Below are 26,623 nucleotides of genomic sequence, written 5' to 3'. Positions count from 1 at the left end.
GCCGCGCACGTGAGGAGATCGCCTAGCAGTTTCGTGCCTTATTGTCCAATTCGGCGTATCGTAATGGCATGATTCAGGACAGGAACACCTCAAAAGGTTCGGAAGAGCCGCCCACGACCAGTGCACAGGCGTGCCCCATCTGCGGCCATGCCATGCATGAGCACACCATTGACCATTCCACCCGAAATACCGTGGTCAACTGCCCGGTTGCGCATCCGGGAGCGTGGGACCGCGATGCCTTCGAACCGGTCAATGAATTTGGCATGGTCATCCATCGGACACGCACCTGACTCGTCGGGGTAACCTGGCGCCGCGGGAGTGCGGGACGACCGGCCCCAGAACCGGGCGAAAGGATCGGCCGAGCGCGATCACGACGGACTCGCGTCGTAGGTCAGACACATAAATCCATTCTCGGCCCCAGCCATTCCGATTGGGGAAGCCCGCTGTCGCAGGCTACGGTGCGAGGCCGAGCTGTTCGAGCATGCCCTGTTGGTCGCTGCTGCCCCACCGCTCTACCAATTTCCCGTTCTCGAACCGGCTGATTTGCATGCCCCGGACCGACATCGTTTTACCGCTGGCGGGGTGGCCCATGAAGGGGCCCTGGTGGGTGCCGGTGAGCGTATAGGCGAATGCGACGTCGGTGTCGTTTGCGACAAGGCGTTCGACTTCGATGTGCAGGTCCGGGAAAGCGGCAATCATCTCGCCGAAGAATGCTTTGTAGCCTGCCGGGCCCGGGCCTTGACCCGGTGCAGGGTCGTTATCGACTGCATCTTCGGTCACGAGGTCGTCTAAAAGATCAAGTTCTCCGCTGTTCACGGCTTCACCGAACTTCTGCTGTGCGGCGATATTCGCTTCTTTGCTCATGTGCTTACTCTTTCCGTGGGGTTTGACATGGATTGTTCTAGGTGGAATTGGGTGACCGTACCCCGGCTGACGTTCAGCGTTTCGCCGGTGGCGGGAGGCTATGGATCAGGCCGAAAAGAGCTTCAGCTTCTCCACGCTGCCGCACTGCCACGACCCCTAGGGAGAAGACGAGGATTTGCGCGTTGGATTCTGCCCGTCAGCGCGAACCCTCTCGGTTTCGCTATTTGGCGAGGAAGGCGAGTACGTGCCGGTTCCATTCCTCCCGATGTGAAACGATCAGACCGTGCGGGGCGCCTTCGATCACCACGAGTTCGCTGCCGGAAATGGCTGCGTGAGTACGCTTGCCACTGACCTCGAATGGCACGACCGTGTCGGCGTCGCCGTGTATCACCAGGGTTGGCACGGTGATTTTCGACAGATCGTCGCGGAAGTCCGTCGTAGCGAATGCAGCCGTGCAGTCGAGTGTGCCTTTAGGCGAGGCCATTTCGGCCAGACTACGGTTATACGCAATCTGCTCGGAACTGACCTTCGGCTTATTGACCAACGAGGGCTTACCGGCAGTGAAGAACATCTGAACAAATTCATGCAGGAATGCCGGACGGTCTTCGGTCAAACCGTCGTGGAACCACTGGGCCAAATCGGCATCGACACCTCCATCAGGATTATCATCCGATTTCCAGAGGTACGGCGGTACTGCGCTGGCGAAGACGAGCTTCGCGATGCGGTCGGTGCCGTACGTTCCCACGTAACGAGCAACCTCGCCGCCACCCATTGAAAATCCAATAAGAGTGACGTCTCGCAGGTCGAGGGCATCAAGAACGGCCTTCAAGTCGGCGGCAAACGTGTCATAGTCGTACCCGTTCCACGGCTGAGATGACTGGCCGAACCCGCGGCGATCGTATGTGATGACTCTGCGACCGGCGTCGACCAGCGCGGGTACCTGACCTTCCCAGGACCTGCTGCTGAGCGGCCAGCCGTGAATCAGTACGACGGGCTTGCCCGCACCGACGTCGTCGTAGTGCAGTTCAACGTCAGGCCCGTTTTGACCAGGGACGGTAATGAAAGGCATGTTCTCTCCTCGCAATCGTTGATGGTTCGTTGGAGGTAACGGAGTTTGTGCGTCTTAGACAATCGAGGTTCGCTGAGAAAACGCTGAAACGATGGTACGGGGGGACCCGGTCGAACCGCGGAACTTCGCTGGTTTGTAGGTCGAGACGGATGACGCATCGGCTAACCAATACCGCCACGGGAAGTTGGTCGCATCTCCGCCGGGCCCGCTGACGCCAACGCGGGGGCCGGTTTGGTGCGGTAAAACCACACCGTCATCCGGAATGAAGAACTTCCACTGACCGCCGAAAAGATCGTCACCGTCGTTGTCCAGGGTTGCTCCGAAACTTTGGGCAACGCAGCCGGGGCCTCGCGCCAAACTCCTATCCAGGAGAGGAACTTTTCGTGGCTTGCTTTCTCGCCGGACTCGGGCGATGTCGGAACCTCCTATCACGTCTCCCGCCCTAATGAGACAACCGTATGGCTGGCCGGGTTGTCCGGCGACGAGGTTGAGAGCGTGGTGCATTCCGTAGGTGAAGTAGCAGTACAGGTGGCCGGCGGGGCCGAACATTGTCCTATTCCGATTCGTCTTGCCCCGATAACTGTGCGCGCCGGGATCGCGTTCCCCCGCATACGCTTCAACCTCGGTAATTCGAATGGCCACAGTGCCATCGTCATCGGTGTGTTGAAGGATGCAGCCGAGAATTTCTGGCGCAACATCGAGCACCTCGCGGGAAAAGAACCCTCGGTCCGCTACATGAAACCCAGTGAGAACGCTCATCTGGTCAGCGTATCCACTCCCGCTGAGCAGCGCTCGCCCACGCCGTTCCGTGAATCTGGGACGTCGACGTGCCAGAACAGCAGTACCAGCTCAGGATGCGGGTCTGCGGGGAGGATCTACGGTGAGTCATAGGCGTGTCGACGAACACTCGCTAACCGAGGAGTTCGTCAACGTAACACCAACGCCACAATTCCCGCGGCTCAGCGCTGCACATGATGGGGTGGCCGAATTCTTGGAAATGCCTGGTCGCGTGCTGACCGACGGATGAATCGCAGCACCCCACGTTGCCGCAGATAAGGCACATCCGAAGGTGCACCGGGCTGGTGCCCTCGCGCACACAGTCGTTGCATTCCGCATCCGGCTGTACCGGATGCTCACCGACGGCGCGTAAGTGCTCGCAGCCGCCGGCGCCCAGAGGTATTCCAGAGGTGTCGGGCTTGGTCGAGGGATGGGTTTCGCTGCTGAAGTCGATACTCAGGTCGTCAGACGAGGTATCCAACATAGATTCCTCAACATCGAGCATCTCCAGCACTTCGCTGATTACCTCGTGGGCATATTCGCCCGAATGGCGCAGTTTCAGAACCTTGGCGCGCTCAGCATCGAGCATGGCCAGCCGCAACTGTACATAGCGCTTACTGGGAGTGCGGTCCGCAAGCTCCGAACGTCCGAGACGCTCCCAGGCCGCACGGTTGCGTTCCTGTGTGCGGCGTTCGAGCATGTCGAGTACCTCCGGTGGATCGTCTGGCCGAGCGTGCCGGCGCAGCTTTGCGATCCCCGCGGCGGTGGCCTGATCCATGAGCGCGGCCTGACTGAGCGCATCCGCTTTGGTATCTGGACCACGTACCCCCAGGATACGAACCAGCCACGGCAGGCTCAGGCCCTGCACGACCAAGGTTCCCGCCACCACCCCCAGGGCCGCGAGAACGAGGACGGGACGGTGTGCGACGTCTTCGGGGAGGGCGAACACGGCAGCCAGCGTGACCACACCGCGCATGCCAGCCCACGACACGATGGCGGGCAACTGCCAGGGTGGTGCGGGGTCGGCCTTTCGAATTTTAGGGAACAGGCGAGGAAGATAAATCGCCGGGAACACCCAAATCGGGCGCAACAAGAGAACCGCGACGAGTATGACGGCGCAGGCACCCCAAATGCGCCCGGCACCGAGCGAGTCGCCGGAGGTCGCTTCAATGATCGATCGCACCTGTAACCCGATCAGCAGGAAAACAGAGTTCTCGAGCAGGAACTGCACCGTGGCCCAGTTGCTGCGCTGGCTCAATCGCGACGCGCCGCCCGGCATAGCGGGCGTCTTGGTACCGATCACCAGGCCAGCCACAACGACAGCCAACACGCCAGATGCGTTGATCTCCTCGGCTGGAATGTAGGCGACGAACGGGGCTGCAAGCGACATGGACGTGTTTATGGCTACATTGCGCACGCGTTTTCGGATCTGCAACAGGAGCCAGGCAGCGATCAGGCCGATCACGACACCGCCAACGGCAGCAAAAGCAAGATCCGACGCTACTTGCCAGACGGTGACGCTGCCACCAATGGCAACGATCGCCGTGCGAAGAAGTACCAGAGCGGTCGCATCGTTGACGAGCGACTCACCTTCGAGAAGACTCACTACCCGGCGCGGGAGCCCAACTCGGCGGGCGATGGTAGTCGCCGCCACCGCATCCGGGGGAGCCACCACCGCCCCCAGGGCGAACGCCGCTGCCAGCGGAATTTCCGGGATCAGCCACCAGACGATCAGGCCGATGGCCACGGTACCGAAAATGACATAACCGACCGACAGCAGGCCGATAGAGCGCAGGTTGGTGCGGAACTCGACCAGGGAGGTACGGATGGCGGCTGCGTACAGCAGCGGAGGAAGAATCCCCACCAACACCAGTTCTGGATCCAGCGTTATCGCCGGAATAAACGGCAGGTACGAGCCGACGACACCGACAACCACCAGCAGCAGCGGAACAGACACGTTCAAGCGTCTCGCGAGGGCACTGGCGGCGCAGACAACCACGACGAGAGTGAGCAGAGCGAGTGAAACATCCATTTTTCCGCCAAAGGTTTCTGGGGCTGGACTACGGCAAGATATGTCCAGCAGCAGTGAAGAGTCGATACCATTCTTCCCGAGTAAGAGTGATATCAGATCCCACGGCCGAATCGAGAAGGTGCTGCACGCTGGTCGTACCGAGCACTACCTGCATGTGGGCAGGATGACGGGTGATCCAGGCGATGGCGATGGCAGCCGGGGGAGCGCCATAGGTTCGAGAAAGGTCATAGATGACATCGTTCAACGCGGAGTAGTTTTCTCGATCGTTCAGAAATATACCATCGAAGAAGCCCTTCTGAAACGGCGACCATGCCTGCAGTGTGATGTTGTTGAGTCGGCAGTAATCGAGAATGCCGTTGTCCCGGTCAATGGACTGGTCGAGGCCGGCCATGTTGGCCGACATACCGGCGGCGATAAGTGGCGCGTGCGTGATGCTGAGCTGCACCTGGTTCACGATGAGCGGCTGGGCCACCGAACGTTTCAGCAGCTCGACCTGCCCCGGGGTATGATTGCTCACGCCGAAATTGAGCACTTTTCCCGCATCGTGCAAGACGTTGAAAGCCTCGGCGACCTCGTCGGGTTCCACGAGGGCGTCCGGGCGGTGCAGGAGCAGCGTGTCGAGATAGTCGGTCTTCAACGCGGTGAGCGATTCATCGACGGATTCAAGGATGTGCTCCTTGGAGAAGTCCCAGAAGCCGGATTGAATGCCGACTTTTGATTGGATGGCCACTCGTGCCCGATCTTCTGCCGAAAACGTCACCGCGTCCCCAAAGCGACGCTCGCATTCGTGGGGGGTGCTGCCATACACGTCGGCGTGATCGAAGAAGTTTATGCCGGCGTCTCGGGAGGCCCCAACCAAGGATCGGATCTCTTCGGCGCCGAGAGGAACGATTCGCATCAGCCCGAGAACGATGTTCGAGACTTCCAGGTGGGTATTGGGCAACGTCATTGTCTTCATGCCTCCAGTCTGGGTGCAGACGGGTAACAACAACAACTGTGGTAAACGATTATCGCTTTATTGACATAATGTGCATTATCGGTCATATGGTGAACGCTGTAAAATCGGTTTATTGCTGCGCGCCGACTGTACTCGCCGGTCTGGCTCGAGGCGGCTGGGCCCGTCTAAAATTCGGCCAGCGGGGTCGATACGTAGTGCACGCGTAGACCGAGTGTGTCGAGGTGCTCACGAAGCTCCGGTGCGAGTTCGGCATTGACGATCACGTCATCGAAGTCGGCCAGGTCGGCCACGTGGTACAGCCCCTTGGCTTCGAACTTGCTGTCGTCCAGCAGCAGAACCTTGCGGTCGGCCCGAGCGAGCAACGCTCGCTTCGTTTCAGCGGCCGCGGCATCCGGGTGAAAGAGAGCATCATTCTTCAATGCCGTCGTCGACACGAAAACCACGTCGGTAGAGACCCGACTGAGCTGTTCGACCACGATGGCGCCGAGAAACGAGTCTGTCTCATGCATGTATTGTCCGCCGAGGCCCACAAGCGAGATCTGCGGATGCATCAGCGTCAGTTCGCGCATCAGCCCAAGCGCGTGGGTAACCACCGCGCTCGGGGCGCGCTCTGCGAGGTAAGCGAGCATGGCTGCGACCGTAGTTGAGTCATCGAAGGCGACAACATCGCCGGTCCGGATCAGCAGGGCTGCCTCTGCGGCGAGAGCCTTCTTGAGGCCGACTCGCGTGGCCCGGCGCAGGCGGACATCCTGCTCGGCAAACGGATGCGGCTTTGCACGCGCTCCGCCCCGCACGCGTTCGATGAGTCCCTCGCGGGACAGGAGATTAAGGTCGCGGTGAATAGTCATGGCGCTGACACGGAAGGTCTCGACAAGCTTTTCCAGTCGCACGGGACCGTTCGCCTCGATGTGGCGCACCAGCTCACTTCGCCGCACCGGACCGGTGAGGCCGTCGCGCGTGAGGGAATCGCGCGTGAGGGAATCGTCGTCGGTGACGTCGGCAAACTTCATGATCGCCAGCATAGATGCCTTGAGGCGTATTGTTAAATCGATGTGTTCAATTACCTGACTCATAACAGGCTGCATGTTAAATAAGTGAGACTGTGTGTTAGTTTTGGGGCGCTCGATCTCTGGACCATCGTAAGGACGCGAAGAATGGCACCTCAGGCTCTCACCCACCCAGGCACCCACCCAAGCAACCCAGCAGGCATGACCGGCGGCCTCGCCCGGCCCAGGCTGCTCGACCGACTCGGACTCCCCCGCCCACTGCTCTGGGGCTACATCGGACTGGCGCTGTTCATGATCGGTGACGGTGTCGAGACCAACATTCTTGCGCCATTCCTCACCGGCGACCACGGCTTCAGCATCCCCCTCGTCGGTACGCTTGTCACCGTCTACGGCGTGGCCGTCGCCACCGCCGCCTTCCTCTCTGCCGCTCTCTCTGACCTCTGGGGCCCGCGCCGCGTCATGATGATCGGCGCGGGCATCTGGGTCGTCTTCAACCTGCTTTTTCTCACCGTCGCACTCACCTCGAGCAACGTCATGCTGATCTTCGTCACCTACGGCCTGCGCGGCTTTGGCTACCCCTTTTTCGCCTACGGGTTCCTGGTCTGGATCACCGCAACAGCCAACCCCAGGCACCTCGCAAGCTCCATCGGCTGGTTCTACGTGGCGTTCACCGCCGGGCTTCCCACCCTCGGCGCGCTCGTTGCGACCGGTGCCCTCGATATCTTCCATCTCTCGATGTATCAAACCCTCTGGGTCTCCCTCGTGCTCGTCGTCAGCGGGGCCGTCGTCGCCTTTGTCGGCGTCAAGGATAAGGTCGGTCGCAAGCCCCTCGTCGACAATCCTTCGGAGGTCGTCACAGTCCTGTCCTATGGGCTCAAACTTCTCGCCACTAAACCGAGGGTGCTGCTCGTCATGCTCACCCGCATGATCAACTCGATCCCCACCTACGGCATGGCAATCTTCTTCCCAGCCCTGTTCGTGGACCGGTTCGGCTGGTCGATCGGCCAATTCCTGATTCTCACCACCGTGATCTACGCGGTGAACATCCCCTTCAACCTCGTCTTCGGTGCGCTCGGTGACCGCTTCGGCTGGAGCCGCACCGTCACCTGGTTCGGCGCCGTGCTCTGCGCCGTGTCCATGATCGGCCTCTACGTCGTTCCCGTCTACGCCATCGGTCAGGGCTGGCCGTTCGCCTACGGCCTCACCCTCATCGTCGGGGCGATTTTTGGAATCGGCCTGGCCGGGTTTGTGCCACTGTCTGCGATCGCCGTGTCGCTCGCCCCGCAGCAGCCCGGGGCGGCAATGAGCTCCTGCAACCTCGGTATCGGCGCGGCCGTATTTGCTGGCCCGCTCCTCGTGGCACTGCTCTACGGCACCCTCGGCGCACTCGGACTCGTGGTGCTCTTTGCCGCGCTGTACCTTGTGGCCGCTGTGATGGCCTCCGTCTTGCGGGGAACGCAGCCCGGCTTCCACGGTGTGCCCGCTCGCATTCCATTTGATGACGCTCGATTGAATTGAGACCCACATGACCACGCTCACCACTCCCCCTTTTTTCACCGGCCTCACCCTCACTACGGAGTCCCTACCCGCCCTCGCCGCCACCGTGCGCGTTCCGTCCTACGACCGCACCGGATTGACGGCGGGCATCATGCACTTCGGTGTCGGCGGGTTTCACCGGGCGCATCAAGCACTCATGATCGACGACCTGCTCAGCCAGGGTCTGGCCCGCGATTGGGCCATTTGCGGAGTCGGCGTGCTGGCCGGTGACGCACGCATGCGGGACGTCTTAGCCGCTCAGGATGGCCTCTATACGTTGGTCGAAAAGCACGTCGACGGGCACCTGGAGGGCCGCGTCATCGGATCGATCATCGACTTCATGTTCGCCCCCGACGACATCGATGCTGTCATCGAGCGGATGGCTAGCCCCGAGGTAAAGATCGTCTCACTCACCGTGACCGAGGGCGGCTATAACATCAACCCTGTGACCGGGGCTTTCGACCTCGGCAACTCACAGGTGCAGGCCGACCTGGCGCCCGGCGCCGCACCAGCCACAGTCTTTGGCATCACCGTTGAGGCTCTGCGTCGCCGGCGCGACCGCGGAGTGACCCCCTTCACGGTCATGTCCTGCGACAACCTGCAGAACAACGGTGAGGTTGCCCACCGTACCTTCATAGCGTTCGCGACCGCCCGCGACGCCGAACTGGCCGCCTGGATCGACGAACACGTCAGTTTTCCGAACAGCATGGTCGACCGCATCACCCCCAGCACGACAGATGAGGATCGCGCACTCGTCGCCGCGACCTTCGGTGTGCTGGACGCCTGGCCCGTGGTCTGCGAGCCCTTCTTCCAATGGGTCCTACAGGACTCCTTCACCAACGGTCGACCACCGTACGAGCACGTGCGCACCCAACTCGTCGCCGACGTTGAGCCCTACGAGCTGATGAAGCTGCGTTTGTTGAATGCAAGCCATCAAGGCCTGTGCTACTTTGCACACCTGTGCGGCTACCGACTCGTGCACGACGCTACGGCTGATCCGCTGATCGCCGGCTTCCTTCGCGCCTACATGGACCGCGAGGGATCCCCCACGCTCAAGCCGGTGCCCGGCATCGACCTCGAAGCCTACAAAGACGAGCTCATCGCGCGGTTCTCGAACCCAGGCGTACGCGACACCGTCGCGCGGCTCTGCAACGAGTCCTCTGACCGGATCCCGAAGTGGCTCGTACCGGTGATCGTCGACCAGCTTGCGGCGGGCCGTTCGGTGCAACTGTCAGCGGCGATCGTGGCCAGCTGGGCCCGCTACGCGGAAGGAACGGATGAGCAGGGCCAGCCTATCGAGGTCGCCGACCGCCTCAGGGAACGTGTTATGAACAACGCTGCCGGATTCGCCTCTGACCGACATTCCTTCCTGCGCGACCGCGACCTGTTCGCCGATCTCGTCGACGACACGACGTTTGTCGCAGCCTACGACCGGGCGCTCGAGCTGCTGCACACGGTCGGTGCCCGCGACACGCTGGTCGCGCTCCTCGCGTAGCCTGCTGGGGTGCCGGTTGGACTACACAGTCGCGGTCCCAGCACCGACGTAGGCTGCGAGGTGCTCGCCGGTGAGGGACGAACGCGCGGCCACGAGGTCGGCGGGCGTTCCCTCAAAGACGATGCGGCCGCCGTCATGACCTGCGCCCGGGCCGAGGTCGATGATCCAGTCGGCGTGCGCCATGACGGCTTGATGGTGCTCGATGACGATGACCGACTTCCCGGAATCGACGAGCCGATCGAGCAGGCCGAGCAGATTCTCGACGTCGGCCAAATGCAGGCCGGCCGTGGGCTCGTCCAGAACGTACACCTCACCTTTTTCGGCCATGTGCGTGGCGAGTTTCAGCTGCTGGCGTTCACCGCCGGACAAGGTCGGCAACTGTTGGCCGAGGCTGAGATAGCCGAGCCCGACATCGCTGAGCCGGCCCAGGATCGTATGGGCTGCCGGGGTTCGTGCCTGGCCCGTTCCAAAGAATTCCCTGGCCTCGGTCACCGACATCGCCAGCACCTCACTAATGTCGCGTCCCGCGAGGTGGTATTTCAAAACGGATGCTTCGAAACGCTTTCCTTCGCATACCTCACAGGGTATTGCGACGCCGGCCAGCACGCCCAAGTCGGTGTAGATGACGCCAGCGCCGTTACAGTTGGGGCACGCTCCCTCTGAGTTGAAGCTGAACAGCGCCGGTTTGACGCCGTTGGCCGTGGCAAAGGCCCTGCGGATCGGTGCAAGCATCCCCGTGTATGTCGCCGGGTTGCTGCGTCTGGAGCCCCTGATCGCGCCCTGGTCGATGGAGACCACTCCGTCGCGGCCCGTCACCGAACTCTGGATCAGTGAACTCTTGCCCGACCCGGCCACACCGGTCAGCACGGTCAACACACCGAGGGGGATGTCCACATCGACGTTCTGCAGATTGTGGGCGGTGGCGCCGCGAACCTGCAATACCCCAGCAGGTCTGCGCACGCTCGGTTTCACTGTGGCACGATCGTCGAGGTGCCGGCCGGTTACGGTATCGCTCGATCGAAGACCGACCAGGGTGCCCTCGAACACAATGACGCCACCATCCGATCCCGCTCCTGGGCCGAGGTCGACGACGTGGTCGGCGATCGCGATCATCTCCGGCTTATGCTCGACAACGAGCACGGTGTTGCCCTTGTCACGCAGCTGAAGCAGCAGGCTGTTCATTCGCTGGATGTCATGCGGGTGCAGGCCGATCGTCGGCTCATCGAAGACGTACGTGACATCCGTGAGCGACGAGCCGAGGTGGCGGATCATCTTGGTGCGCTGGGCCTCACCGCCGGAGAGCGTGCCGGAGGGGCGGTCGAGCGAGAGGTAGCCCAGCCCGATCTCGACAAAAGATTCGAGCAGGCGCCGCAACGACTCCAGTAGCGGTTCGACGGAGGCATCACTCAGACCTCCCACCCACTCAATGAGGTCGCTGATCTGCATCGCGCAGGCATCGGCGATGCTGATTTCGCCAATCCTCGACGATCGGGCCCCCGCGCTGAGTCGGGTCCCGTCGCAGTCGGGGCAGACGGTGAAAGTCACCGCCCGTTCCACAAAAGCTCGGATGTGCGATTGCAGCGAGTCGAGGTCTTTGGAGAGCATCGATTTCTGGATCTTGGGGATCAGCCCCTCGTAAGTGAGGTTGATACCGTCGACCTTGATCTTGGTCGGCTCCTTGCGGAGTAGGTCGTCCAGCTCCCGGTCGGTGAAGTCCTTGACCGGTTTACGGGGGTCGAAGAATCCACAACCGTTGAAGATGCGGCCGAACCAGCCGTCCATGCTGTAGCCGGGGATGGTGAGCGCGCCGTCGATAAGAGACTTAGTGTCGTCGTAGAGCGCGGTCAGGTCGATGTCTTTGACCGCGCCACTCCCCTCGCAGCGTGCGCACATTCCGCCGGTGATGCTAAAGCTGCGCCGTTCCTTGACTGTCTGTTCGCCGCATTTGATCGAAACGGCACCCGCTCCGCTGATCGAGGCGACGTTGAAGGAGTACGCCTGCGGCGAGCCGATGTGCGGCTGGCCGAGCCGGCTGAACAGGATGCGCAGGAGCGCGTTGGCATCGGTGGCGGTCCCGACGGTCGACCGCGCGTTGGCACCCATTCGTTCCTGGTCGACGATGATCGTCGTTGTCAGCCCGTCCAGTACATCGACGTCTGGCCGGGCGAGGGACGGCATGAACCCCTGCACAAACGTGCTGTACGTTTCGTTGATCATGCGCTGAGACTCGGCGGCGATGGTGCCAAACACCAGCGAGCTTTTACCCGAGCCGGACACGCCGGTGAACACGGTCAGCCGGCGCTTCGGAATCTGCACGCTGACGTTCTTGAGATTGTTCTCACGGGCACCGTGCACGCGGATCAGGTCGTGGCTGTCCGCGATTTTCGGTTCAGGTGACGGAGTGTCCGTTTTCATGGTCGCGGTCATCGAATCTCCTATGATTGGCGGCACTGGGCAGAAATCGGGCCCACCAATCCAGAATAATCTCGAACCGTTGTAAACGGTGCCGTGGGCGTCCGATACGACTGAGGTCGTGGTTCTCCCCCGGAAAGATGACCAGTTCGGTTTGAACTCCGCCGCGTTTGAGCGCCGTATAGTAGCGCTCACCCTGCGACAACGGGCAACGCAGATCCTGCGCGGAATGGAGAACGAGGGTCGGGGTTTTCACCTGGCCGACCAGGAACTGCGGACTTTGGCTCCGCACCAGGTCAGCATCCGTTCCTGCATACTCGTCACCGAAGAAATCGCCGATGTCACTCGTCCCGACAAATGCGTCGGGATCGAGAAAACCGCGTTCCACGATGGCGGCGGCAAATCGGTGGTCGTGCGCGATCGTCCAGGCCGTCAAATAGCCGCCGTAGGACCCACCCATGATGCCAACGCGCTGCGCATCGAGGACGGGCTCGGCTTCGAGGGCACCGTCGAGAAAGTCCAACACATCAGCGAGGTCCAGGGTACCCATACGCTGGCGGATGGCGCGCCCATGGGCTTCACCATAACCGGATGATCCGCGCGGGTTGCAGAGAACGACCGCGTAGCCCGCATCGACGTAGACCTGGGTCTCATCGAGGAGCGCGTCGGTGTACTGCGCGTACGGACCTCCGTGGATGGTCAGCAGCACCGGGTGCGGCCCCGGCCCCGGTGGGGTGTGCACAAAGCCGTGCACCGGGTAGCCGTCTCGCCCGGTGATGGTGAGTTCGATGCCCATCGCCAGGCCGGTCGAGCGAAGGTGCACGGAGAAATCGGTGAGGCGTTTGGGTTCGGTGTGCGGCATTGGCGTGCCGAGGGGGTCCGTGTGCACGAGAACGAGCTCACCGGACGTGCTGGGGGTCTGAACGGCGACGACCACAGAGTCGCCGTTGGTACCCACTGCGGTCGCGACGGTTGCTCCGCAGTCGAGTGGCTCCCGGTGCCCATCGTGGTGCACCCGCACCAGATCAACGCGGCCGCGACTGCCTCGGAGCACGAGTACGGAACCGTCCGCCAGCACAGTGATATCCCCAGTCGCCTCCAGATCGAATAGATCCTGATCGGTCTGGTACGGGTCGGTGACGCGTATCGGCGCTGAACCATCAATCAGGAAACCGCTGCGGTAGAGTGCGGTTACCCGTCCGACGAAATCTCGCCCGGTCGTACCCACATCGGTGGCGAGCAGCCAGACAGTACCGTCATCGGCATAAGCGAGAGCCGAAATACTCAGGTTCTCAGCCGAACGCACGACGGTACGAACCGGAGCGATCATTTTCTCCGCGAGGGCGGCGTCTTCGTTATGGCTGAGAGTGAGTTCGATGACTTCGCTGCGCAGGTCGTTGTCACGGCCGGTATGACGCGCCGAGATGGTGAGAAGCCTGGACCCGTCAGCGACAAAGGCCAGGCCGAAGTGGTCGAAATCCCCCTCGGTTACCCGCCGCGCGATCGGAAGTCCGGACGAAAGGCTGGCCCGCACCGGAAGAATGGGATTCTCCCCGGCATCCGGCGGGTTTTGGGACTCAGCGCGAGGTGCATCGGCCGTGACAGGAACGGGAGCGGGCGTCGGTTCGCCCCAGACATCAGGCACCACCGCCAGGAACACGTGCACGCGCCGGTCGTTGGTGTATCCGACCCCGTTCGATCGGTAACGCAGGGTATCGATGCGGCGGGCCGGTTCTGAGTCCGCTGACAAGCCGACGACCGTACCGTATCGTCCGGGTTCGGGAACCCGAGCCAGGAAGGCGATCCGGCTACCGTGTGGATGCCACCGAAAGTCGGTCACGCCGAGAACCGCGTCGGTCATTGCCAGGGGCTCGCCCCCGGCCGCATCGACAACGTGCACCTGTGCGCTCCCGCCGGCGTCGGCCCTGAGAAAAGCGATCAGGCGGCCATCCGGGGAAAATCGGGGTGCCGAGTCACGAAAGCCGCGGGTGATGCGGCGCGGAGCCGGCTCCCCCGCCAGCGCGACGGTCCAGAGCTGGCCGACGTAGTCATCCGCTGCGAAGTCGGCGTTCACCCGCGAGAATACCGCCCGCGACCCATCGGGATGGATCGTCGCGCGCGAGACGGTATAGAGCAACGGAAGATCGGCCGCCTTCATTGATTTCTCACTTTCTAGTCACTGGTGAACCCGGTCGTGTCGCCGACCAATCGGGTATTTCCGACCGGGACCGGATCCACCGCGGCGGAGACGATCTCCGCCGCGAACTCGCTGACGTTGTACAGGCGTCCCGCTGCCTCTTTGCGAGCGTTCAGGGCGCCCGGGTTGGACCGTTCGAGTAGCGTCGCCGTGATGGTGCCCTCGATCATGTCACCGGAGACGACCACGAATCCGATACCGGACTGTTCGAGTTCGGGAATGACAGCGCGCAGGGCGTCTTCGCCCGCGCGCTTGCTGCGGGCGACCGGCTCATACTCCGGCATGGTGGTGGTCGTCTTGATGAAGTGCGCCTGGTGGCTGGTGACAAAGACAACCCGGGAATCGTCGCCGAGCAGAGGGATGGCCCCATTCAACAAGTTGACTTGGGCATCGCGATTGAGCTTGATGGCGTAGTCAGCGGCCACACCACTTTCCATACCGCCCGATGCGTTCATCACGAGAATGTCGAGGCCCCCGTATTCGCTCTTGATGGTGTCGAACATCGCGGCAACCGATGCCGGATCGGTCAGGTCGGCGCCGACCGTGATGGCCTCCCCGCCGGCGACGCGAATGGCGTCGGCGAGTTTATTCGCTCGTGCCTCTTTATTACGGTAGTTGATGACGACTCGCGCTCCGGCCTGAGCAAAATACCCGACGGTATCGGCGCCGATACCGCGGGAAGAGCCGGTGACGAGTACGCGCTTGCACTCGAGTGATCCTGCTGCAAGTGGATTGGTCACGCATGCTCCTCTGATTTAATCAAATTGATTCAGTGATGAAGTGTGACCTGATCGGCCACTACCTACTCTTGTGACCTTATCAACAAGCCTCAGTCACTCCCTCGGCGTGTTGAACCCGGTACCTGCTAGTTTCAAGGTGAAACCGAACGTGGAAGGTGTCGAACATGGTCGACCTGACCGACTATCTCTGGATTTTGTGGCTCGTGTTCATTCTCGTGGCCATCACCATCGAACTGCTGAGCCTGGAATTCACCTTCCTGATGATCTCCATCGGCAGCCTGGGCGGTTTGGCTGCCAACTTGCTCGGACTGGACTGGTGGCTGCAGATCGTGGTCGCCGGTGGGTTGTCGGTGCTTTTGCTTTTGACCATCCGCCCCTTCTTGCTGCGAGCCCTTCGCAAGGGGGGCGATCCGGCGCTCAGCAATATCGCCGCGCTGATCGGAATGACCGGCCGTGTCATGTCGACGGTCACCGAAACCGGAGGGCTGGTGAAACTGGCCAACGGCGAAACCTGGACCGCTCGTCTTCTGCCGGCCCACCCCGACAACGACGCCGGTTTCAGTTCTGGTGTCGAGCCCGGCCAGCCGGTCACCGTGCACCTCATCGAAGGCTCCACCGCCGTCGTCATCTCCGCCGAAAGGACCCAGAACAATGCTTGACCCCGCAGCTTTTATCGGTCAGATCTTCGTGCTTGCCCTGCTCGCGGTGTTGGCGGTGTTCGTCATCGTCATCCTCGTGCGCGCCATTCGCATCATTCCCCAGGGCAACGCCGGGGTCGTTGAGCGCCTCGGCAAGTACCATAAGACGCTGCTTCCCGGTTTGAATCTTCTAGTGCCGTTCGTCGACCGGGTACGGCCGCTCCTCGACATTCGCGAGCAGGTGGTGTCTTTTCCGCCGCAACCGGTGATCACCGAGGATAATCTCGTCGTGTCCATCGACACCGTCGTCTACTTTCAGGTGACGGACGCCCGCGCTGCCACCTACGAGATCAACAACTACCTCGGTGCGGTCGAACAGCTCACTACGACCACCCTCCGTAACGTGGTCGGCGGGTTGAACCTCGAAGAGGCTCTGACCAGCCGCGACAACATCAACAGCCAGTTGCGCATCGTGCTCGACGAAGCCACCGGCAAATGGGGCATCCGGGTGGGCCGAGTCGAGCTCAAGGCAATCGAGCCACCTCACTCCATCCAGGATTCGATGGAGAAGCAGATGCGAGCCGAACGTGACCGTCGCGCCCTCATCCTGACGGCAGAAGGTACCAAGCAGTCCGCGATCCTCACCGCCGAGGGAGCGCGCCAGGCGGCGATCCTCGAGGCTGAGGGCGACGCCAAAGCTGCGGTATTGCGCGCGCAGGGTGAGGCCGAAGCCATCACCACCGTGTTCAAGGCCATTCATGACGGAGATCCAGATCCGAAGCTGCTCGCCTACCAGTACCTGCTGACGCTCCCCAAGCTGGCCGAGGGCAGCGCCAACAAGCTCTGGATCGTGCCGAGCGAACTGACCGAGGCGATGAAGGGTATCGGCAGTGCGTTTGGTGCGAATACTCACAACCCAAAAACGGATGCCGCCGCTGCACCGGCAGCGGCGCCGCAGGCCTGATTGGTGGCCGAAAGCGCACAGTCCATTTTTCTGGCCGCACCGTATCCCCGGGTTTTCGCTCACCGCGGCCTGGCGCGGGAGGCGCCGGAAAATTCCTTGCTCGCCTTCGTGAAGGCTCTGGCGGCCGGGGCCACCCATCTCGAAACCGACGTGCACGTATCGCTTGACGGAGTGGCTGTGATCAGTCACGACCCCGACTTGACTGCGCTCGGACGCGATATTCGCATCGACCAGCTGACCATGCCTGAGTTGAGGCGTATCAACCGGGGCTACGGGCAATCGTTCACGTCCCTCGCCGATGCCCTCCAAGCGTTTCCATCGGCACTGTTCAATATCGACATCAAGACGGATGCCGCGGCCGAGCCGGCCGCCCAGGCGATCCGTGACCAGCGAGCCACGGCTCGAGTCCTGGTGACCTCGTTCAACGACTCGCGTCGCCGCCGCGTGGTCGACCTGCTGCCCGGTGTGGTTTCCTCTGCGTCGTCGCCGCTCGTGGCGCGGGCCGTGGCGGCGACGAATCTGGGCCTGACCTCCCTCGTGCGCAAAACGCTCGCGGGCTGCGTTGCAGTGCAGGTACCCGAGCGGGCGGGACCAATTCGACTTGTCACACCCCGTTTCATCGCGATGATGCATAGGGTGGACGTCGAGGTGCACGTGTGGACCATCAACGACCCGACGGACATGGTTCGACTCTTCGATCTGGGAGTTGACGGTATCGTGACAGATCGCACGGATCTTGCTGTCAAAGCTGCTACTCTCGGAGTCTGAGAATTACCTCCCAGAACAGGGGGTCTGGGAAGGTTAATACCCAGTTTGATGGTTTAGAACTATGTAGGTATCGCGATCGAACTGTTATCGCGAGCGAGAGGAGACCACACTATGGCTGACCGCAGTTTGCGTGGCATGAGATTGGGCGCACAAAGCCTGCAAAGCGAAGAGGGCGTCACCTTCTCCCCCCGGGTTACTCACACCTATCGGTGTGAAACGTGTGGGCGCGAGACGGTGATGGTTTTTTCCGCCGACGCCGAGGCTCCGGACGAGTGGGAATGTAAGTACTGTGCCAGGACGGCGACCCGACTGGTCGACTCCCTGCCGGTGATCGTTGACCACTCCGATGAAAAAATTGCCCGGACCCACTGGGACATGCTGTTGGAACGCCGCTCCAGGGACGAACTCGAAGAGTTGCTCGAAGAGCGCCTCTCGGTGTTGCGTCTGCGCCGTGGTGGCCAACAGAAGATCGGCGCCTGACCGCCGGTCACACCCACACGACCCCGCACTTTGTGCCGGGGTCGTTGTTGGTTAACCGGTCGGTTCTTGACGAACGCTGCAGTTAGCGGCGGCGATGCTGCCCCGCAGAACGGGCGCACAGAGCCAATCCGGCCAGACCCAGCCCTGAGACGAGCCATTCGAGTCCGCGGCCGGCCACCATCGCTGGTGTGATGGTGTCGCTGAGCGGGACGGTCTGCACCATGGCCCCCGACGTAAAGGTCGGAAGGCTGTCGAGCGTTGCCCCATCGGGGGTGATGATCGCGCTCGAGCCGACCGTTGAGATATTGACGACCGTACGGCTGGTCTCCATTGCGCGCAGCCGGGCGATGGCCAGCTGCTGCACGCTCTCATCGGTGTGCCCGAAATCGGCGTTGTTGGTTTGGGCGAGAATAACGCGGGCTCCGTCGTCGATCATTTCGTGCACCAGCTGATCGTCGGCGATGTCGAAGCAGATCGCCATTCCAGCCAGAACTCCGTTGATGTCAAAAATATTGTCGCGGGTGCCGATGCCGTAGTCCCGGCCGATGAGGTCGATCAGGTCCGGAGCGAATGGTCGCCAGAAAGCCCGATCCGGCATGTACTCGGCAAACGGCACCGGGTGCACCTTGTCATAGACATCGACAGCGCCGCGGCCGGCTTCCCAGAGCAGGGAGCTGTTGTAGTACGTGTCATCGGGCTTGGTGATGGTGCCGGTGATGAGAGGGGCATCCATTTCGGTGCTGATGTAGTCGAGCACCTGCGCGGCTGCCTGCGAGCGGGTGGGGTCGATGTCACTCGAGTTCTCCGGCCAGACCACGAAATCGACCTTCTCGCCGATCAGCGGCAGGGTGGCCGACGTGTGGTCTTGCAGAATCTGACCCGGCGAATATTCGGCAAACAGACCGGCATCCGCGTTTCCCTGCACTGCGGCGAGGCGAACCTCGCCGTTCTGGATAGTCGGCCATGCCGGGACGATGAGGACGACCGCGACGGCGCCGACGGCGATGCCCGTACGCAGCGTGCGCGCCAGCTCCGGTTCGCGGAATAGTTGTACGGAGAGAGCACTCAGCCAGACCAGAATAAAGCTCAGGCCGGACAGGCCGACCCAGGCCACGAGCGGACCAAACGGACTCTCCGACTGTGACAGGGCAACCCGGCCCCAGGCAAAGCCGCCGTAGGGCCAGACCGCGCTGATTGCCTCCCTGGCCGTCCACAAACCGGCCACGATAACCGGCACGACGCCGAGGCGACCCCAGATACTCGGCCAGACCCGAGGGCCATGCCGAAGGACGACAGCGGTCAAGCCGAGCCCCACAGCGAAAAACAGGCTCTCCAACCCGCCGAGCGCAAACCACGGTACGAGGCCGAGGTACAGGGTGATCCAGAAGATATGAATCAGCCAAAACGATAATCCGGCGACCAGTCCCACGAGCAGACCCGTTGCCAGGCTGCGACCGAGCAGAGCCAGGAGCATGAGCGCGACCCCCACCGGCGCAAGATACCACCAGTCGCGATCCGGAAAACCGGCGTCCAGAACCGCGCCGGCGCCGGCTGCGACGACAAGAGCCGCCCACAGCGGCAGGCTGAACGTGCGCTCATTCCCCCACATAGTGGATTCAGGCCACCGAGGAGTAGGCCACGATACCGCGGCGGATCGCATCCATGGCGCTACGAGCGGTCGGCCCGACTTGTCCGTCGCCGGCAATGCTGAGTTGGTCGAGCAGATCGATGGTCTGTTTGGTCCAGCGCACGAAATCACCGGCAGCCATCTCGGCCTCATAGAGTACGTCGGCCAGCGATGCACCGCGAGCCCACTTCCACATGGCGAGGCTCAGGCCCACCGCGAGCGGATTACTACCGGGAAGCTTGTGGTCCCGTTCCACGTCGTCGATGCGGCTCCACAGGTCCTGGGTTTCGTCGAGGGCCGGTCTGAATGGTCCCTTGGGCAGGTACCGAGCGTCGATCAAGCCCTCTTCACGTCTCGGCTCGAAGACCAGCGCGCAGGCCATCGCAGCGAGGCTCGCGGCATCGAGTTCGTTCCACAGACCTCGGCGCAGAGACTCCGCGACCAGGAGGTCCCGCTCCGCGTAGATTCGGCGCAGGATACGTCCACTCTCGCTGAGCTCGATAGCGCCGCTGGCATTCGATTCGAGGTAGCCGTAGCCGAGCAGGACGTCGGTCACGCGATCGAAGACGCGGGCGATGGCTCCGGTGCGCTGTGATATTTGCTGGTTGAGGGCATCCGTTTGGCGTTTGAGCTTGAACCAGCGTTCTGCCCAGCGGGAGTGCGCCTCTCGATCGGGACAGTGGTGGCAGCCATGGGCGCGCATCTGCTTGCGTAAGCTCGTCACCTCACGCTGGCGTTTGTCACGTTCACCGCGCAGGGAATTGTCGGCTTTGACACCCTCACGTTCCACCTCGGTGAGCCGTCGACGAATGGCCGAGTACTCTTCGAAGTCGCCCAGGTTGCAGGTCATGCTGGCTTTGAACCCGGCTAGGGATTCTTCTTGCTGGCGCACAGAACGGGCCAGGTCGACGACGGCTCGATCGGCCTGAAACTGGGCGAATGACGACTCGAGCACACCGCGCGTGCGTGTGACGCCGAATTGGTCGATGAGGTTGACGGCCATATTGTACGTGGGCTTGAAGCTGGAATTCAGCGGATACGTCCGCCGGGAGGCGAGCGAGGCCACCGCCTGCGGATCCAGTCCCTGCGCCCATTGAATGACCGAGTGACCGAGGGTGTCGATTCCGCGGCGACCAGCCCGACCCGTTAGCTGGGTGTACTCCCCCGGGGTGATCGGTACGCGGGCTTCGCCGTTGAATTTCTCCAGCTTGTCCAGGACGACCGTGCGGGCGGGCATATTGATTCCGAGGGCCAGCGTTTCGGTGGCAAAGACCGCCTTGACCAGTTTTTTCTGGAAAAGTTCTTCAACGACCTCCTTGAATGCTGGCAGCAGACCGGCGTGGTGCGCGGCGACACCGCGTTCGAGTCCGTCGAGCCACTCGAAGTAGCCGAGCACGCCGAGGTCTTCGTCGAGCAGGGTACGGCATCGATCGTCCACGATCTGACGAATTTCATCCCGCTCGTGTTCTTCTGTCAGACGTATCCCCGAGCGGAGCACCTGCCGCACGGCCTGGTCACAGCCGACCCGGCTGAAGATGAAGAAAATAGCCGGCAGCAGGTGTTTGCCATCGAGCATGCGCACGATATCGCCGCGATCCATTCGGCCGGCGTCGACCTGTGTGCGGTGCTTGTCATGACCCCGGTAGCCGCCCGCGGATGAGCCACCTTGACGACCAGAACCGCGACCACGCCCACCGGCCGAGCGCCCGCCAGCCTGCGCCAACCGTACGAGCTCGGGATTGACCCGATGCGCGCCGATCAGTCCGGAGGAATCGAACAGATCGAGCATATTGTTCTTGACCAGCACGTGCTGTTCCAGCGGAACCGGCCGCTCTTCAGAAACGATCACATCAGTCTCACCGCGAACTGCCTGCAACCAGTCGCCGAATTCCTCGGCGTTCGACACGGTCGCGCTGAGCGACACCATGCGCACCGACTGCGGCAAATGGATGATCACTTCTTCCCACACGGCACCACGAAAGCGATCCGCAAGGTAGTGTACCTCGTCCATCACCACGAAAGCGAGATCGGTCAGTAAGTCGGAATCGGCGTAGAGCATGTTGCGGAGCACCTCGGTCGTCATGACCACGATGCGTGCTCCCGGATTGACGTTGCTGTCCCCGGTGAGCAACCCAACCTGCTCCGCACCATACTCAGCAACGAACTCCTGAAATTTCTGATTGCTGAGGGCTTTCATGGGCGCGGTATAAAAAACCTTCGCACGCGACTGCTGCATTGCCAGGTAGATGGCGAATTCGGCGACGATGGTTTTGCCTGCTCCGGTCGGCGCAGCAACGAGCACGCTGTTACCGGCTTCCAGGCACGCGCACGCCTCACGCTGGAACGGATCGAGGTCGAATTTGAGGCCACGATCAAAAGCCAGCAACTTCGGTTGGTTAGCTCGGGTGCGCGCGGCCGAGTATCGTTCGGCCGGCGATTGCGTGTGCGTCACGTGATCCTTAACAATTGCTACGAACGACTCTGAGTAGAGACTAGAGCGCGAATTCTTTCTCGAAAGCCAGCACTTTCTTAGCCACTCGGCGATCGTGCAACCAAGCGATGCCGTAGGCGGCAAAGTACAACATGACCATGGGAATGGCCAGCAAGAACATCGAGACGACGTCAGCGGCTGGAGTGGCGATCGCCGTGAAGAGAACGATGACCAAGATTGCAATCCGCCAGGATTTGATGATCGACGCCGCACTGATCACGCCGGCGAAGTTGAGCAGCACGATGAAGACCGGCAGGACGAAGGCAATGCCGATCGCCACGACAAGTTTGAGTACGAAGTCGAAATAACCCTGCGCATTGATGAACGCCGAATCCTCGGTGGGCGCGAAACTCGTCATGAGCTCGACCACGTGCGGCAGTACGACCCAGCCCGCCGCGCAGCCCGCCAAAAACAAAGGAATGGCTGTTAAAATAAAGCCGAACGTGTACTTCTTCTCCGTACGGGTCAGACCGGGAACCAAGAAAGCAAAGATCTGGTACAGCCACACCGGGCTGGAAACTATCAGACCGACGTAGAGTGAAATTTTGAGTTTGAGATCGAAAGCGCTCGTGATGTCGGGGTAATTGATCTGGGCGTTGCGATGCTGCGCATTGATGATGGCATAGATCGGCTCGCGCAATTGATCCCAGACGAAATCGGAGAGGTACCAACCAGCAATGGCACCAATCAGGAGACCGGCTGCAGCCAGATAGAGGCGCTTGCGCAGCTCGATCAGATGCTGCCCCAGCGACATCTTTCCCGCTTCGGTCGCACTCCGCCCAGCACGGACCATTCGCAGCTAAGGCTTCGAGGCGGGGTCGGCCGGGCTGGGCGTGGTCGGACGCGACGTCTTTGATACGTCGTCACCCGTCGTGCTCGTTGAGCTCTTCGACCGCGGTTCGGCGTTGGGATCAGGGTCGACCGTGTCGGTCTTGATCTCGCTCTTGAAGATCTTCATGGACTGCCCCAGGCTGCGTGCGAGTCCGGGAAGCTTTGGCGCACCGAAAAGGAGCAGGACGACGACGAGGATGATTAAAAAGTGCCATCCGGTCAGATTTTGCAGCATGAGGGTGTGTCCTCTGTGTTAGCTAGCTAGCGGGCGGTTGGAAACAGTTTACCCCGCACGATCCGCGCATCGCGCCGCACCTGACTCCGGTGGCCGCGGTCAGCGCGATTCTGCTCGACATTCCGGAGCAACACGGCCGAGTCTGCGAATACGGCGGGGATGAACGAGGCGCAGACCGACGGCACATCGAGGTCCACTGAGGAAACTTGATCGTTGAGGGCCTCAAGAGCGTGCAGGGTTGTGACGGCTTTGCGGAAGAGCGCCACCGCGCACCAGATGAGGACCGCGACAAGACCGGCCACCAAAACGCCCCAGATCAGCAACCACGACCACCACGGCATCCGCTAACCCTCATCTACCTGGCGCTGATTATTGCCGGGGTACTGCGCCAGTCCGGCTGCGGCCCAGGCGAAAACAACCGAGCGTGATTCTGCCGGTTGAAGCACGGTGACGATGCCGGCGAGGCTGGTAATGAGGCGTTTGAGCACGTGGGCATGGGCGACGCGAAGGGTGGTGCGCGTGCGCGCGCCTGTTCCGACCACCTCGGACCGCTCGGGTCGGTAGTCGGCCAGCAACGGTAGCGCCGCGGTAGGGAGTTCGAGTCGCACATCAACGTCGTCGCTGGACGGCTGAAACAGGGTGTCCGGCAGCAGCAGGTCCATCGTGTGCGAACTGCGCGGTGCGGCGGTGACGCGAGGGTCGGTCATCCGGTCAAGACGGAAGGTTCGTACGGCTTCGCGAAGGTGGCACCAGCCCCGGAGGTACCAGTCGCTGTCGACGGATTCAATGCGCAAGGGATCGACGAGGCGGTGTTCCTGGTCGCCACGCGCATTGAGATAATCGAACTCGACCTGCATTCCTGTGCTGAGGGCAGCCTGCACAATCTCGCGAGTTGCGCCGGCATCGCGCTGCGCGACAGCGACCTGGGTGGGTGGCGCCGATGAGCCGCGCGTCAACTTTGCCATCAGCGACGCGATCGCATCGGTGTCGGCGTTGTGCGGCAGGGCACACAGGTACTGCAGTCCGGCGATAAGTGCTGCGGCCTCGCGCGCGGAGAATCGCGGGGAGTCATCGATGGCGACCTGGTGGGTGAGTACGATTCGATCATTGGTTTCGAATTCGTCCCAGAGAATGTCGAACAGGTCACCGTGCAGGTATTGACGTGTTTCCCCAGGAATACCAGACAGCGCGATGAGGCGGACCAGTGTGCGCACTCGTTCCACTGACAGTCCGAAGTGCTCGGCCACCTCGGTGACGGTGACCGGCCCCTGATCGATCAAGTACGGAACGAGGGAGAGTAAGAGGGTGAGCTGATCTCCGGCGACTCGAGGCTGGCTGACTGGCTGGGAGGTCTGCGCATACAGCAGAGTCGGGCGGCGGCGCTGTACGCGGCCGGGTGGGAACGCGGGGAGAACGCTGGCATGCGCGTCACGAGCGGCAACCAGTCGCTCGCGCACGGCGGCGCGCAACGCGAGTGGACTCTCGACGAACACTTCGGGGCCGAACCCGGCCAGTTCGTCGGCAAGGATGTTCACGTCGGTGAAATGCAGGGTGCGCTCGAGCGTCATCGGATGGCCTGGCTGGGGCGCTGGGCACTGAGCCGCCTGGCGGGCGGCGAGCCGCACTGCGGCGTCGGATCCTGACACCACGACGAGGTGGGCCACATTACTCGCCCACAGGGCATCGAGTTCACAGAGAGCGCGTGCACTATCTGTCGTGTTGCCCGCTGTTTCGTCGCCAATCGAAGTCGGAATGGAGTTTGCGAGCACTGTCACCGTGCCCACGATGCGAGCCAGCAGGAAGGTGCGCGGTGCGCGAGCGACCTCATCCGTTGCGTAGAGGTGCCAGCGGCCTTCGTGCTGCACCAACGCACGCGGAGCAACCTCGCGACGGACCGGCTTGGTCTCCCCCGGTTTGAGGTAGAGAAAAGCCACGATCTGCGCCCGGTCGAGGGCTTTGCTCAACGGTTCGAAGCTCAGGTCTTGCGTGCGCAGCGAGGGTGCATAGCCGAGGACCGGTTCGCTCGATTCGACACCGAGCGAGTTCAGCTTCATCAGGGCCCGGCGGGATTCCCCGGACAATGATCCTTCCCGCCAGACCGTGCCAGCGAGTTTGAGTAGGGACACCTCGTCGGGAGTGAAGGTCACGTCGGCGGGTAGGTCGTAGAGACCCTTTGGAATTCGATACCGCAAAAAGTGATTGCTGCCCGGATCGTCGGGCGACTCGAGTGTTTCGAGCGGAATTCCCAATTCCCGGATGTCATCCTTGTCTCGCTCGAACTGGCGCTCCAGACTCTCATTCGAGCCGGCCGACGAGAATCGCTGTCGGTAACCCTGCACGTTCGCGAGAATGTCGGCCTTGGTCAGCCCTGCTTCCGTTGCCACGAGCGCGAGAACCAAGCTGAACAGCCGTTCCGGAGCCGTGACCGGCAGCGGCTTGACGTCGGTCGCGCTTTTTGGAGGTTCCGACTCTGGCGGGATAGACATACGGACCAGCCGACCTAGTCGACGCCGAGAATGTCGACGACGAAAACGAGTGTGGAACCTGCCGGAATAGTGGCATCCGCTGTGTCACCGTAGGCCTGGTCGGGAGGAATGACAGCGACGATCTGTGAACCAACCGTCTGTCCGATGAGTGCTGTTGCCAGGCCGGGGATCACCGCGCTGGGGACCATTTGAACGGGGCTTCCGTTGGTCCAGGTCGACACGAAGCTTGTCTTCTCTTTCCACAGCACGCCGGCGAGATTCACCGTGACCGTCGACCCCTCCTTGACCTTTTCGCCGGCACCCTGCTTCAGCACTCCCATTTCGAGCGTGGTGGGAGCGTCCCCGTTGGGGACGACTATGCCCGGGACGCCGTTTTCATCGAGCACCACGGCGGGAAGGCCATTGGCGACGATCTGGTTAGCTCCGTCAGCTCGCGGCAGATACGCCTTGACGATGTCAACGACGACCACTACAGCATCCGTCGCTCCCAGTTGAAGCTGCTCGCTACCGCCGGCCGGACCGAACCCATCGTCAGGGGAAATGACGACCGCGATGCGCTCACCTTCGCGGGCGCACAGCAGGCCGGCGACTATCCCGGGAAGAGTGGTGTCGGCGAGGGCAATGGGAAAGGCAACGCTGCCGTCGAACGGAGCTTGTTGAATGGCAGCGCCGGTCGTTCCGTTATACATAGTCATGACGGCGGAGATCATCTGACCGGCTACGAGCTTCTCACCGGAACCTTCGATGATTTGCGTGCGCTGAGTAGTCGACGACTTGAGCGGTGTCGGAAAGCTGACGTCGGGCGCCGAACCGAAGTCGCCGGAGGTCGAGACCAACGCCGAGGCCGCACCGGACGTGGCAGCGGCTTCGCAGGAGGCCCCCGCCGTGCCGGGGCCGGCGCAGGCGGTCAATGCCGTCATCACGAGGCCGGCGGTGACGATCAGCGCGGATGCTTTGCGCACAAGTCCTTCTTTCGGTACGGGGTTGCCGCAGCATGAATCTGCTGCGCGAGTGTG

At 62.0% G+C, this 26,623-nt stretch carries 23 protein-coding genes; 7 read left to right on the top strand and 16 right to left on the bottom strand.

The features are described 5' to 3' along the window. Positions 1–68: 68 nt before the first annotated feature. Positions 69–290 (top strand): hypothetical protein, encoded by a 222-nt coding sequence (locus CXY72_RS19370; RefSeq protein ID WP_146071231.1) that lies wholly within the window; start codon positions 69–71, stop codon positions 288–290. A 163-nt stretch (positions 291–453) separates the two neighbouring features. Here the strand turns inward: CXY72_RS19370 and CXY72_RS18740 are convergent, their stop codons facing one another. The 6 genes from CXY72_RS18740 to CXY72_RS18715 all read right to left on the bottom strand — a co-directional run bounded on the left by CXY72_RS18740 (position 454) and on the right by CXY72_RS18715 (position 6,710). Next, on the bottom strand, positions 454–864 hold the full coding sequence (locus tag CXY72_RS18740) for an ester cyclase (protein ID WP_104129151.1): 411 nt from the start codon (positions 862–864) through the stop codon (positions 454–456). Between the two features lie 220 nt (positions 865–1,084). Beyond that, positions 1,085–1,933, bottom strand: a complete 849-nt coding sequence (locus CXY72_RS18735; RefSeq protein ID WP_104129150.1) for an alpha/beta fold hydrolase — start codon at positions 1,931–1,933, stop codon at positions 1,085–1,087. A 54-nt stretch (positions 1,934–1,987) separates the two neighbouring features. Further along, positions 1,988–2,692 (bottom strand): DNA-3-methyladenine glycosylase, encoded by a 705-nt coding sequence (locus CXY72_RS18730; RefSeq protein ID WP_104129149.1) that lies wholly within the window; start codon positions 2,690–2,692, stop codon positions 1,988–1,990. Positions 2,693–2,843: 151 nt separating this feature from the next. Further along, complete coding sequence (locus tag CXY72_RS18725; RefSeq protein ID WP_104129148.1) at positions 2,844–4,742, bottom strand: Na+/H+ antiporter; 1,899 nt, start codon at positions 4,740–4,742, stop codon at positions 2,844–2,846. Positions 4,743–4,770: 28 nt separating this feature from the next. After that, complete coding sequence (locus CXY72_RS18720) at positions 4,771–5,700, bottom strand: aldo/keto reductase family oxidoreductase (RefSeq protein WP_104129147.1); 930 nt, start codon at positions 5,698–5,700, stop codon at positions 4,771–4,773. A gap of 164 nt (positions 5,701–5,864) precedes the next feature. After that, positions 5,865–6,710 carry a DeoR/GlpR family DNA-binding transcription regulator gene (locus tag CXY72_RS18715; protein ID WP_158252633.1) on the bottom strand — a complete coding sequence of 282 codons (846 nt, stop codon included), beginning with the start codon at positions 6,708–6,710 and terminating at the stop codon, positions 5,865–5,867. 144 nt (positions 6,711–6,854) lie between these two features. Here CXY72_RS18715 and CXY72_RS18710 point away from each other — a divergent pair, with 144 nt between their 5' ends. Beyond that, entirely contained in the window at positions 6,855–8,225 is a 1,371-nt protein-coding gene (locus tag CXY72_RS18710; protein ID WP_233197941.1) for an MFS transporter, read from the top strand. Between the two features lie 7 nt (positions 8,226–8,232). Beyond that, complete coding sequence (locus CXY72_RS18705; RefSeq protein WP_104129144.1) at positions 8,233–9,738, top strand: mannitol dehydrogenase family protein; 1,506 nt, start codon at positions 8,233–8,235, stop codon at positions 9,736–9,738. A 21-nt stretch (positions 9,739–9,759) separates the two neighbouring features. Here CXY72_RS18705 and CXY72_RS18700 read toward each other — a convergent pair whose 3' ends face one another. Genes CXY72_RS18700 through CXY72_RS18690 form a run of 3 tightly spaced genes read right to left on the bottom strand, consistent with a single transcriptional unit; the run spans position 9,760 to position 15,087 of the window. Continuing rightward, entirely contained in the window at positions 9,760–12,165 is a 2,406-nt protein-coding gene (locus CXY72_RS18700) for an excinuclease ABC subunit UvrA (RefSeq protein WP_104129143.1), read from the bottom strand. Next, entirely contained in the window at positions 12,128–14,308 is a 2,181-nt protein-coding gene (locus tag CXY72_RS18695) for a S9 family peptidase (RefSeq protein WP_104129142.1), read from the bottom strand. The genes CXY72_RS18700 and CXY72_RS18695 overlap by 38 nt, the downstream gene beginning before the upstream one ends. A 14-nt stretch (positions 14,309–14,322) precedes the next feature. Beyond that, positions 14,323–15,087: an SDR family oxidoreductase gene (locus CXY72_RS18690; RefSeq protein ID WP_104129141.1), complete on the bottom strand. Its 765-nt coding sequence runs from the start codon at positions 15,085–15,087 to the stop codon at positions 14,323–14,325. A gap of 164 nt (positions 15,088–15,251) precedes the next feature. On the opposite strand from CXY72_RS18690, the gene CXY72_RS18685 reads away from it, so the two are divergent. From CXY72_RS18685 to CXY72_RS18670, 4 genes are all read left to right on the top strand, one after another. Continuing rightward, the gene (locus tag CXY72_RS18685) at positions 15,252–15,746 is read left to right on the top strand and encodes an NfeD family protein (RefSeq protein WP_104129140.1); all 495 of its coding nucleotides are present in this window, start codon (positions 15,252–15,254) and stop codon (positions 15,744–15,746) included. After that, positions 15,739–16,689, top strand: coding sequence for an SPFH domain-containing protein (locus CXY72_RS18680; RefSeq protein ID WP_104129139.1), 951 nt, complete (start codon positions 15,739–15,741; stop codon positions 16,687–16,689). The genes CXY72_RS18685 and CXY72_RS18680 overlap by 8 nt, the downstream gene beginning before the upstream one ends. Before the next feature lie 3 nt (positions 16,690–16,692). Continuing rightward, positions 16,693–17,457, top strand: a complete 765-nt coding sequence (locus tag CXY72_RS18675; protein WP_233197940.1) for a glycerophosphodiester phosphodiesterase family protein — start codon at positions 16,693–16,695, stop codon at positions 17,455–17,457. Between the two features lie 111 nt (positions 17,458–17,568). Continuing rightward, complete coding sequence (locus CXY72_RS18670) at positions 17,569–17,937, top strand: RNA polymerase-binding protein RbpA (protein ID WP_104129138.1); 369 nt, start codon at positions 17,569–17,571, stop codon at positions 17,935–17,937. An 82-nt stretch (positions 17,938–18,019) separates the two neighbouring features. Here the strand turns inward: CXY72_RS18670 and lnt are convergent, their stop codons facing one another. From lnt to CXY72_RS18630, 7 genes are read right to left on the bottom strand one after another with little or no spacing between them, the layout of a single operon-like run. Then, a complete protein-coding gene (gene lnt, locus CXY72_RS18665) occupies positions 18,020–19,546 on the bottom strand; it encodes an apolipoprotein N-acyltransferase (RefSeq protein WP_104129137.1) in 1,527 nt (508 codons plus the stop codon). A 7-nt stretch (positions 19,547–19,553) separates the two neighbouring features. Next, complete coding sequence (locus CXY72_RS18660) at positions 19,554–22,016, bottom strand: RNA helicase (RefSeq protein ID WP_104129136.1); 2,463 nt, start codon at positions 22,014–22,016, stop codon at positions 19,554–19,556. Positions 22,017–22,056: 40 nt separating this feature from the next. Continuing rightward, positions 22,057–22,809, bottom strand: coding sequence for a twin-arginine translocase subunit TatC (gene tatC / locus CXY72_RS18655; RefSeq protein WP_104129231.1), 753 nt, complete (start codon positions 22,807–22,809; stop codon positions 22,057–22,059). 45 nt (positions 22,810–22,854) lie between these two features. Further along, positions 22,855–23,121 carry a Sec-independent protein translocase subunit TatA gene (tatA, locus tag CXY72_RS18650; protein ID WP_104129135.1) on the bottom strand — a complete coding sequence of 89 codons (267 nt, stop codon included), beginning with the start codon at positions 23,119–23,121 and terminating at the stop codon, positions 22,855–22,857. Positions 23,122–23,147: 26 nt separating this feature from the next. Then, entirely contained in the window at positions 23,148–23,462 is a 315-nt protein-coding gene (locus tag CXY72_RS18645) for a hypothetical protein (RefSeq protein ID WP_104129134.1), read from the bottom strand. A 3-nt stretch (positions 23,463–23,465) separates the two neighbouring features. Beyond that, on the bottom strand, positions 23,466–25,607 hold the full coding sequence (locus CXY72_RS20280) for a YafY family protein (protein ID WP_233197939.1): 2,142 nt from the start codon (positions 25,605–25,607) through the stop codon (positions 23,466–23,468). A 14-nt stretch (positions 25,608–25,621) separates the two neighbouring features. Next, entirely contained in the window at positions 25,622–26,569 is a 948-nt protein-coding gene (locus tag CXY72_RS18630; protein WP_104129133.1) for an FKBP-type peptidyl-prolyl cis-trans isomerase, read from the bottom strand. Positions 26,570–26,623 lie beyond the last annotated feature (54 nt).

It is taken from the genome of Cryobacterium sp. Y57 (assembly GCF_002929505.1).
Classification (GTDB): Bacteria; Actinomycetota; Actinomycetes; order Actinomycetales; family Microbacteriaceae; genus Cryobacterium.
The sequence above is the reverse complement of the archived record's forward strand: the minus strand, read 5'-3'. Positions and strand labels throughout refer to the sequence as shown.

What these genes read in the sequence shown, in the direction of transcription:
- CXY72_RS18715 (WP_158252633.1), bottom strand. Translation starts at nt 6,710, where the DNA reads ATGAAGTTTGCCGACGTCACCGACGACGATTCCCTCACGCGCGATTCC.
- CXY72_RS18670 (WP_104129138.1), top strand. Translation starts at nt 17,569, where the DNA reads ATGGCTGACCGCAGTTTGCGTGGCATGAGATTGGGCGCACAAAGCCTG.
- CXY72_RS18725 (WP_104129148.1), bottom strand. Translation starts at nt 4,742, where the DNA reads ATGGATGTTTCACTCGCTCTGCTCACTCTCGTCGTGGTTGTCTGCGCC.
- CXY72_RS18700 (WP_104129143.1), bottom strand. Translation starts at nt 12,165, where the DNA reads ATGACCGCGACCATGAAAACGGACACTCCGTCACCTGAACCGAAAATC.
- CXY72_RS18735 (WP_104129150.1), bottom strand. Translation starts at nt 1,933, where the DNA reads ATGCCTTTCATTACCGTCCCTGGTCAAAACGGGCCTGACGTTGAACTG.
- CXY72_RS18695 (WP_104129142.1), bottom strand. Translation starts at nt 14,308, where the DNA reads ATGAAGGCGGCCGATCTTCCGTTGCTCTATACCGTCTCGCGCGCGACG.
- CXY72_RS18685 (WP_104129140.1), top strand. Translation starts at nt 15,252, where the DNA reads ATGGTCGACCTGACCGACTATCTCTGGATTTTGTGGCTCGTGTTCATT.
- CXY72_RS18645 (WP_104129134.1), bottom strand. Translation starts at nt 23,462, where the DNA reads ATGCCGTGGTGGTCGTGGTTGCTGATCTGGGGCGTTTTGGTGGCCGGT.
- CXY72_RS18680 (WP_104129139.1), top strand. Translation starts at nt 15,739, where the DNA reads ATGCTTGACCCCGCAGCTTTTATCGGTCAGATCTTCGTGCTTGCCCTG.
- CXY72_RS18720 (WP_104129147.1), bottom strand. Translation starts at nt 5,700, where the DNA reads ATGAAGACAATGACGTTGCCCAATACCCACCTGGAAGTCTCGAACATC.
- CXY72_RS19370 (WP_146071231.1), top strand. Translation starts at nt 69, where the DNA reads ATGATTCAGGACAGGAACACCTCAAAAGGTTCGGAAGAGCCGCCCACG.
- tatC (WP_104129231.1), bottom strand. Translation starts at nt 22,809, where the DNA reads ATGTCGCTGGGGCAGCATCTGATCGAGCTGCGCAAGCGCCTCTATCTG.
- CXY72_RS18730 (WP_104129149.1), bottom strand. Translation starts at nt 2,692, where the DNA reads ATGAGCGTTCTCACTGGGTTTCATGTAGCGGACCGAGGGTTCTTTTCC.
- tatA (WP_104129135.1), bottom strand. Translation starts at nt 23,121, where the DNA reads ATGCTGCAAAATCTGACCGGATGGCACTTTTTAATCATCCTCGTCGTC.
- CXY72_RS18740 (WP_104129151.1), bottom strand. Translation starts at nt 864, where the DNA reads ATGAGCAAAGAAGCGAATATCGCCGCACAGCAGAAGTTCGGTGAAGCC.
- CXY72_RS20280 (WP_233197939.1), bottom strand. Translation starts at nt 25,607, where the DNA reads ATGTCTATCCCGCCAGAGTCGGAACCTCCAAAAAGCGCGACCGACGTC.
- CXY72_RS18710 (WP_233197941.1), top strand. Translation starts at nt 6,855, where the DNA reads ATGGCACCTCAGGCTCTCACCCACCCAGGCACCCACCCAAGCAACCCA.
- CXY72_RS18705 (WP_104129144.1), top strand. Translation starts at nt 8,233, where the DNA reads ATGACCACGCTCACCACTCCCCCTTTTTTCACCGGCCTCACCCTCACT.
- lnt (WP_104129137.1), bottom strand. Translation starts at nt 19,546, where the DNA reads ATGTGGGGGAATGAGCGCACGTTCAGCCTGCCGCTGTGGGCGGCTCTT.